Source organism: Mycetocola sp. (assembly GCF_046716805.1).
GTDB lineage: Bacteria > Actinomycetota > Actinomycetes > Actinomycetales > Microbacteriaceae > Mycetocola_A.
On sequence record NZ_JBKJWH010000178.1, the window covers coordinates 1 to 8,647 of the forward strand.

At 67.6% G+C, this 8,647-nt stretch carries 6 protein-coding genes and 1 rRNA gene; 2 read left to right on the forward strand and 5 right to left on the reverse strand.

The genetic code is table 11. The annotated features are described in order from the left end of the window. Window positions 1–4,225: ATP-dependent helicase (locus ACLQ62_RS14250; RefSeq protein WP_411722292.1), on the forward strand; the 4,225-nt coding region annotated here is incomplete at its 5' end. Continuing rightward, complete coding sequence (locus ACLQ62_RS14255) at window positions 4,218–4,994, forward strand: DNA-formamidopyrimidine glycosylase family protein (RefSeq protein WP_411722293.1); 777 nt, start codon at window positions 4,218–4,220, stop codon at window positions 4,992–4,994. The genes ACLQ62_RS14250 and ACLQ62_RS14255, both read left to right, overlap by 8 nt. A gap of 6 nt (window positions 4,995–5,000) precedes the next feature. Here ACLQ62_RS14255 and ACLQ62_RS14260 read toward each other — a convergent pair whose 3' ends face one another. The 5 genes from ACLQ62_RS14260 to rrf form a co-directional block, all read right to left on the reverse strand. Then, complete coding sequence (locus ACLQ62_RS14260; RefSeq protein WP_411722294.1) at window positions 5,001–5,495, reverse strand: FBP domain-containing protein; 495 nt, start codon at window positions 5,493–5,495, stop codon at window positions 5,001–5,003. 67 nt (window positions 5,496–5,562) lie between these two features. Beyond that, window positions 5,563–6,942, reverse strand: a complete 1,380-nt coding sequence (locus tag ACLQ62_RS14265) for an NAD(P)(+) transhydrogenase (Re/Si-specific) subunit beta (protein WP_411722295.1) — start codon at window positions 6,940–6,942, stop codon at window positions 5,563–5,565. Then, a complete protein-coding gene (locus ACLQ62_RS14270) occupies window positions 6,939–7,247 on the reverse strand; it encodes an NAD(P) transhydrogenase subunit alpha (protein WP_411722296.1) in 309 nt (102 codons plus the stop codon). The genes ACLQ62_RS14265 and ACLQ62_RS14270 overlap by 4 nt, the downstream gene beginning before the upstream one ends. Next, window positions 7,247–8,398 carry an NAD(P) transhydrogenase subunit alpha gene (locus tag ACLQ62_RS14275; RefSeq protein WP_411722297.1) on the reverse strand — a complete coding sequence of 384 codons (1,152 nt, stop codon included), beginning with the start codon at window positions 8,396–8,398 and terminating at the stop codon, window positions 7,247–7,249. The genes ACLQ62_RS14270 and ACLQ62_RS14275 overlap by 1 nt, the downstream gene beginning before the upstream one ends. A gap of 124 nt (window positions 8,399–8,522) precedes the next feature. Continuing rightward, a 5S ribosomal RNA gene (gene rrf, locus ACLQ62_RS14280) occupies window positions 8,523–8,639 on the reverse strand. Window positions 8,640–8,647: the final 8 nt, after the last annotated feature.

Below are 8,647 nucleotides of genomic sequence, written 5' to 3' on the forward strand. Positions count from 1 at the left end.
GCCGGACATTCTCATCACGACCCCGGAATCCCTGTTCCTCATGCTGACCTCGGCGGCCCGTGAGACGTTGCGTTCGGTCGAGACGGTGATTATCGATGAGGTTCACGCCGTCGCCGCGACCAAGCGCGGTGCACACCTGGCGCTGTCGCTCGAGCGCCTCGACGCCCTGCTCGAAAAACCGGCGCAGCGCATCGGACTGTCGGCGACGGTGCGTCCGCGGGAGGAGGTCGCCCGCTTCCTCGGCGGCACCGCCCCGGTCGAGATCGTTGCGCCCCCCGCCTCCAAACGCTTCGACCTCCGCGTGGTCGTGCCGGTCGACGACATGACCAACCTTGCCGCGGCTGCCCAGCCGAGGGAGGGCTCAGCTGCCGGCGCCATCCAGGAAGACGGCGAGCGCGCCGGGTCGATCTGGCCGCACGTCGAGGAGGCGATCGTCGACCGCATCCTCGAACACCGGTCGACGATCGTGTTCAGCAACTCGCGGCGCCTGGCTGAACGTCTGACCGCCCGATTCAACGAAATCTACGACGAACGGATGGCGGCGGCCGAACCGGTCGAGGACCTCGTCGGCGCGGTCGCCGAGGTGGGCTCCCGGCCGCCGGCCGCCCTCCTCGGGGCGAGCGGGCAGACCGCCGCCCGCGACGTGAACGCTCCGCAGCTGGCGCGCGCCCACCACGGCTCGGTGTCGAAGGAACAGCGCGGCTTGATCGAAGACGACCTCAAATCCGGTCGGCTGCGTTGCGTCGTGGCGACGTCAAGTCTCGAGTTGGGCATCGACATGGGCGAGGTCGACCTCGTCGTGCAGGTGGAGTCTCCGCCGTCTGTCGCGAGCGGGCTGCAGCGCGTGGGCCGGGCAGGGCACCAGGTGGGCGAGATCTCCCGCGGTGTGCTGTTCCCGAAACACCGGGCCGACCTCGTCAACTCCGCCGTGGCATCCGAGCGCATGGTCTCCGGCCAGATCGAGTCGCTCGCGGTGCCGTCGAACCCGCTCGACATCCTCGCCCAGCAGACCGTCGCCGCGACCGCCCTCGAACCGATCGACGTGGAGGTGTGGTTCGAGCAGGTCAAGCGCAGCGCGCCGTTCATCCGCCTGCCGCGATCGGCGTTCGAGGCGACGCTCGACCTCCTCGCCGGCCGGTACCCCAGCGACGAATTCGCCGAGCTGCGCCCCCGTATCGTCTGGGACCGTGACGCCGGCACCCTCACCGGCCGGCCTGGAGCGCAACGCCTCGCGGTGACGAGCGGTGGCACGATACCCGACCGTGGGCTCTTCGCCGTGTACATGGTGTCAGGGAACGCGGAGGGGGCAGGCTCCCGGGTCGGCGAACTCGATGAGGAGATGGTTTACGAATCCCGGGTCGGCGACGTGTTCGCGCTGGGCGCGACGAGCTGGAAGATCCAGGAGATCACCCACGACCGCGTCCTCGTCACTCCCGCCTACGGCCAGCCGGGTCGGCTGCCGTTCTGGAAAGGCGACGGGCTCGGCCGGCCGGCTGAACTCGGTGAAGCGGTCGGTGCCTTCATGCGGGACATCGACTCGGCACAAGCGACGGATGCCGCCGAACGGCTCGCCGGGGCAGGCCTCGATTCGCGGGCGGCGACGAACCTCATCGCCTACCTCACCGAGCAGCGCACGGCCACGGGGCACATCCCGAGCGACAGGACGCTTGTCGTCGAACGCTCCCGCGACGAACTCGGCGACTGGCGGGTGATCCTGCATTCCCCCTACGGCATGCAGGTGCATGCACCGTGGGCTCTCGCCGTTGGCGCCCGCGTGCAGGAGCGGTTCGGCATCGACGGCGCTTCGATCGCGAGCGACGACGGCATCATTGTGCGCATCCCGGACACCGAGATCGAACCGCCCGGTGCCGAGCTGTTCGTTTTCGACGCCGACGAACTCGAAGCCGTCGTCACGGAGCAGGTCGGCGGCTCGGCGCTGTTCGCGTCACGGTTCCGCGAGTGCGCTGCCCGTGCCCTCCTTCTGCCGAACTACTCCCCCGGCAAACGCGCCCCCCTGTGGCAGCAACGCCAGCGATCGGCGCAACTGCTCGACGTCGCCCGCAAGTACCCGGCGTTCCCGATCATCCTCGAAACCGTGCGGGAATGTCTTCAGGATGCCTACGACCTGCCTGCCCTGCTCGGCATCGCGAAGAAGCTGGCGAGCCGCGGCATCCGGATCGTCGAGACCACGACCGATACGCCGTCGCCATTCGCGAAGTCGCTGCTCTTCGGCTACGTCGGCGCGTTCATGTACGAGGGCGACAGCCCGATCGCCGAACGCAAGGCGGCCGCGCTGACCATCGACTCGGCCCTGCTCGCCGAGTTGCTCGGTCAGGTGGAGCTGCGTGAGCTGCTCGACCCGGGAGTCATCGCGCAGACCGAGAGTGAACTGCAACGGCTGGCGGAATCCCGAAAGGCCCGCGGCGTCGAAGGTGTCGCCGACCTGCTGCGCATGCTCGGACCGCTGCCGCTCGACGAGGTCGCCGCGCGGCTCGAATCGGAGCATGCGCTCGAGGATGCCACGGTGCACCTTGCCGAGCTGGCGCGCGCGAAACGCGTCATCGGTGTCAGCTTCGCTGGCACGGCCTGGTGGGCTGCCATCGAAGACTCCGCCCGGCTGCGCGATGCACTCGGGGTACCGTTGCCGATCGGCGTCCCCGACGCGTTCATCGAACCCGTCGCGGACCCCGTCGGCGACCTCATCGCTCGCTATGCCCGCACCCACGGCCCGTTCACCACACAGGAGGTCGCCGACCGGTTCGGTCTCGGGAGCGCTGTGGCCCAGCACACGCTTGTTCGGCTCGCCGATTCACGCCGTGTGATGCGCGGGGAGTTCCTCGCCACCGGCCGTGAGTCGATCGGGGACAACACCGAATGGTGCGACTCCGAGGTGCTCCGGCGTCTCCGGGTCCGTTCCCTGGCCGCCCTCCGGCACGAGGTCGAGCCGGTGGAGCAGCAGGCCTTCGCCCGGTTCCTGCCCAGCTGGCAGAATGTCGGCGGCCGCCTGCGCGGTGTCGACGGTGTGGCATCCGTCATCGACCAGCTGGCCGGCGTGAACATCCCCGCTTCGGCGTGGGAGTCGCTCATCCTGCCCCAGCGCGTGACCGACTACTCACCGGCCATGCTCGACGAACTGACCGCAACGGGCGAGGTGCTCTGGTCTGGAGCGGGGGCGTTGCCGGGCAACGACGGCTGGGTCGCCCTGCATCTCGCTGAAACCGCCCACCTGACCCTGCCCCTCGTGCCGGAGCACCAGCCAGATGAGCTCCAACGTGAAGTGTTGCTCGCGCTCGGCGGGGGTGGAGCGTTCTTCTTCCCTCAGCTTGCCGAGGCCACCGGAGCGGCCGATGACAAGTCCCTCGTCGCCGCCCTCTGGGAGCTGGTCTGGGCCGGCCTCATCACGAACGACACCCTCGCTCCGCTGCGAACCCTCACCGGGCACGGCGGCGGTGCGCACCGCACGCAGCGTGCGGCTCCACGCTCGCGGATGTACCGGGGTCGACCGCTCAGCCGGCCGAGCATGTCGACGCGGGTGACGCCGGCGCTCGGCGGGCGCTGGTCGATCCTGCCCCTCGCCGAGCAGGATGCGACGGTCCGCACCGCTGCGACCGCCGAAACGCTTCTCGAACGCTACGGCGTCGTCACCCGTGGTTCGGTGATGAGCGAAGGTGTGCCGGGCGGGTTCGCCCTCACCTATCGCGTGCTCAGCACGTTCGAAGACACCGGCCGGGCTCGGCGCGGCTACTTCATCGACGGGCTCGGCGCCGCCCAGTTCGCGACCGCCGGCACCGTGGACCGGTTGCGCTCCTTCGCCCGGAGCGACGCGAATGATGTTCCGGATGCCGCGGATCGCGTCGTCGTGACGCTCGCGGCAACCGACCCGGCGAACCCGTACGGCGCGGCGCTGGCCTGGCCGACCGTCGAGAGCCCTGGCACGAAGCACCGGCCGGGACGGAAGGCGGGCAGTCTCGTCACCCTCGTCGACGGTGCGCTCACCCTGTACGTGGAGCGGGGCGGAAAGACCCTGCTCACGTTCACCGACGACGAATCCGTGCTCACGATCGCTGCGGCGTCCGTCGCCGAGCTGGTGCGCCGTGGCCGGATCGACAAGCTCGCCATCGAGAAGGTGAACGGGGTCTTCGTGCTGGGCACGCCGGCTGGAGCGGCCCTTCGGGAGGCTGGATTCACCGAGACGCCACGCGGGTTGAGGATGCGGCATGCCTGAGGGCGATACCGTCTACCGGGCCGCGCGCCACCTGAATGACGTGCTCGAGGGCGCGACGGTGACGACCTGGGACATCCGGGTCCCGGCCTTCGCGACAAGCGATCTCACCGGTGAACGGATCGAAGGTGTCATCAGCCGGGGCAAGCATCTGCTGCACCGGGTGGGCGATTACAGCCTCCACAGCCACCTCAAAATGGAGGGCACCTGGCACCTCTATCGGCCGGGATCGGCGTGGAAGCGACCCGCATTCCAGGCACGGGCGCTGGTCGGAACGGCGCACTGGCTCAGCGTCGGATTCGAGCTCGGGGTCGTCGAGCTGATTGCCCGAAGCGATGAGCACACGGTCGTCGGCCACCTCGGGCCGGACCTGTTGGGCGACGACTGGGACACAGTCGAGGCGATCGCCCGGCTGGAGTCGGTTCCTGAGCGCCCCGCGGCCGTCGCCCTTCTCGACCAGCGCAACCTCGCCGGCCTCGGCAACGTCTATGCCAACGAACTGTGCTTCGTCCGCGGCATCCTGCCGACTCATCCGATCGGCGACACGGATGTTGTTGCCCTCGTCGCCCTGTCGCATCGCCTGATCCTCGCGAACCGCGATCGGGTCGAACGCACGACGACCGGCGACACCCGGCCAGGCCAGCAGACCTGGGTCTACGGACGGGGTGGCAAGCCGTGCCGCCGCTGCGGGACGCGAATCCGCTCGGGTTTCCTCGGGCCGACCCCGGTTCAACAGCGAGAAACCTACTGGTGCCCGCGTTGTCAGACCTGACTCACGTCAGCGCCGGCGCTCGATGTCGGCGACGAAGCGGTCGACCCTCTCGAGCAACCGCGCCCGGTTCGCTCGCATGACGGTCGTCGGGTACGGCTGGATCGGCGCGGCGTACGGCTGCAGCCTCACATGGGCGGAACAGGTCAGCTCTGAGCAGATGTATGTGCCAACGGTGCTGCCGTTCCGGCCTGCCTCACCGGCGAGCGGCGCGACGAAGAGAGCGACGTCGTTCGCTGGCTGCGACGTGTGGCAAAAGCTGCAGAGGTGAACCTGGATTCGGGCCACCCGGTCGGCGCGGCGCAGGACGATCCCGGCCGGCGAATCTGCACGCCAGAAGACCAGGGAGTACCGCCCCGGGGTGTTCGGATCGCTCCACCCGAAATAGTCGAGTTCGTCCCACGGCGCGAACGCCAGGCCGGACGGCACGAACAAGCGGGTGGCCTCAGCCGTGGCGCAGTTCAGAAACGATGCCCGGATCTGCCCTTCGGTCAACTCTTCCATCAGGTCTCCCTCGACGCCACAGCCTCCCCAGCATAAGGTCCGACGCAGGATGCTTCAATCCTCAGCTCTACACGTTCGCCTTCAACGCGGTGAGCAGCTGGGTCAGCGTCGCCTTCGCGTCGCCGAGGGCGATGGACACCTTCGGGTCATAGAAGAGCTCGTTCTCGATTCCGGCGAATCCCGGGTTGAGGCTGCGCTTGAGGAAAACGACCTGTTTCGCTTCAGCGACGTTGAGGATGGGCATGCCATAGATCGGTGACCCCGGTGACGACTTTGCTGCTGGGTTGACCACGTCGTTCGCTCCGATGACCAAGACGAGGTCCGTGGACTTGAATTGCCCGTTCACAACGTCCATCTCCAGGAGAGACTCGTACGGGACGTTCGCCTCAGCGAGCAGCACATTCATGTGCCCGGGCATCCGGCCGGCCACGGGATGGATGCCGAAGACCACGTCCGCTCCCCTGCCAGTCAGGAGTTCGGCGAGCTCGGCCGCGGCGTGATGCGCCTGGGCGACGGCGAGGCCGTAGCCGGGAACGATGACGATCCTGCTCGAATACTCGAGCAGGATTGCGACGTCCTCCGGAGTCACCGTCCGAACCGGGCGGTCCACCGCTCCGGCATCCGCCCCGATTGTGCCGGTGCTTCGGAACGCGCCGAACACGATGCCGGTCACCCTGCGGCCCATGGCGGTGGCCATCGACATGGTGAGGATCGTACCGCTGGCGCCGACGAGGGTTCCGGCGATGAGCAGCAGCACGTTGGACAGAACGACACCGGACCCGGCGACCGCGAGCCCGGTGAAGGCGTTGAGCAGTGAAATGACGATGGGCACGTCTGCGCCGCCGATGGGCAGAACGAAGAGGACGCCGACGATCAGGCCGATCCCGAGAAGCGCCGCGGCATACAGAAGACTGCCGGTGATCACCATGGCGACGGCCGTCGCCACCGCGCCGAGTGTGAGCACACCGAGGAGGACGCCGAGTCCGGGGAAAACCACGGCCCGGGAGGTGATGATGCCCTGTAACTTGCCGAAGGTGATGAAGGATCCGGTGAGCGAAAGGCCGCCGATGAAGACGGTGAAAGCGATGACAGCGCCAGCCCAGACGTCCGGCCCGTGGGTGAACTCGACAACGGCGACGAGTGCGGCCGCGCCGCCGCCGACACCGTTGAAGGCCGCGACGAGCTGGGGCATCTGGGTCATCTGCACCCGCCGGGCAGCGGGAACGGCGATAACCGCGCCGACCACGACGGCCAGGGCGATCCAGATTCCGTTACGGATGTCATGACCGAGCACGTAGACGCCGATCGCGACAACAGCACCGGTCGCGCCGAGCCGGTTCGCGCGCCGTGCCTTACGCGGGGAGCTCAGACCCTTGAGCGCGAGGATGAAGAGAACAGCGGCGATCAGGTAGCCGGCGAGCACGGCGGAGTCGCTGAGGAGTTTCACTTCACCCTCTCCTTACGGGCCGCTCGACCCGGTTTAGCCGCGAACATGACAAGCATCCGGTCGGTGACAACGAATCCACCGACGATGTTGATCGTGGCGAGGAGGACGGCGAGCAGGGAAAGGACAAGCGGAAGCGGTTCGGTCGCCTGCCCGGCGACCATGACGGCGCCGAGGAGAATGATGCCGTGGATCGCATTCGCTTCGGACATCAGCGGTGTGTGCAGAGTGCTCGAGACTTTGGAGACGACCTCGAAACCGAGGAACACCGCCAGGACGGTGATGGTGATCACAGCGAAGACGTCCATCAGCGCGCGACCTCCTCGGTCAGCAGCTCGGTGATCCGTGGGTGAATGATGGCGCCCTCGTGGGTGAGGCAGGATCCGCTGACCAGCTCGTCGCTGAAGTCGGGCAGGACTGTGCCGTCGACCGTCAGCGCCGTGACGAAGTTGGCGAAGTTCATCGCGAGCAGCTTCGACGCGTCGACGGCCAGCTCGGACTGGATGTCCTGCACTCCGATGACGGTGACCTGGCCGGCCGTCACCGGGAACGAGATCAGCTCCCCCGGCGCAGACGCCTCGACGTTTCCTCCGGTCTCGGCGGCGAGGTCGACGACAACGGAGCCTGGCTTCATGCCAGCCATCATCGCTGACGTGATGAGTTGCGGTGCCGGTCGGCCGGGAACCGCAGCGGTCGTGATGATGATGTCAGCCGCTTCGACGAAGGGGGTGAGCAGTTCTCGCTGACGCTGCGCTCTCGCCTCCCCCAGCTCCCTGGCATAGCCGCCAGCGGCATCCGCAGCCTCGAGGTCGAGGGAGATGAACGTACCGCCGACCGAACGGACTTCGTCGGCGGATGACGAACGCACGTCGTACGCGCTGACGACCCCGCCGAGGCGTTTGGCTGTAGCGATGGCCTGAAGGCCGGCGACCCCGGCGCCGAGCACGAGGACGCGGGCGGGAGCGAGCGTTCCCGCCGCGGTCATTGTCATCGGGAAGATGCGATCGAACGCGTCGGCGGCCAGCAGAACGCACTTATAGCCGGCCAGCAGCGCCTGGGATGAGAGCACATCCATCGACTGCGCGCGCGAGATCCGCGGCAAAAAGTCGAGGGCGAACGTTGTGAGCCCGGAGGAGGCAGCTTTCTGCAGCACAGGAACGTGATTGAACGGATCGACGACTCCCACGGTGATCACGCCAGTGGGCAGGCTTCCCAGGTCGGATGCCGTCAGCGGGCGAACGTGGAAGAGCACGTCGAGTTCCACCTGATGCCCGGTCGGAACGATAGTCGCTCCGGCACCGGCGTAAGCCTCATCGCTGATGCCGGCATACCGCCCAGCCCCGGAGGCGACGCTCACGTCGAGTCCCGCTGCCCGCAGTTTCCTGACGCTGTCAGGACTTGCGGCGACGCGCTTCTCACCTGGCGCGCTTTCGGCGCGGACGAAAACCCTGCTGGTCACGGAACTCCTTCGTTCGTGTGCGATGGTGTTTCCGAGAGTAGTCGCTTCGCTGGCGGTCGTGAAGAAAGAGCCGTTAACGCAGAAAAGCCACCCCGAAGGGTGGCTTTTCTGTTTCTTAAGTTAAGTCCGGCGGTGTCCTACTCTCCCACAGGGTCCCCCCTGCAGTACCATCGGCGCAAAGAGTCTTAGCTTCCGGGTTCGGAATGTAACCGGGCGTTTCCCTCTCGCTATGGCCGCCGAAACACTATT

What these genes read in the sequence shown, in the direction of transcription:
- ACLQ62_RS14255 (WP_411722293.1), top strand. Translation starts at nt 4,218, where the DNA reads ATGCCTGAGGGCGATACCGTCTACCGGGCCGCGCGCCACCTGAATGAC.
- ACLQ62_RS14260 (WP_411722294.1), bottom strand. Translation starts at nt 5,495, where the DNA reads ATGGAAGAGTTGACCGAAGGGCAGATCCGGGCATCGTTTCTGAACTGC.
- ACLQ62_RS14270 (WP_411722296.1), bottom strand. Translation starts at nt 7,247, where the DNA reads ATGGACGTCTTCGCTGTGATCACCATCACCGTCCTGGCGGTGTTCCTC.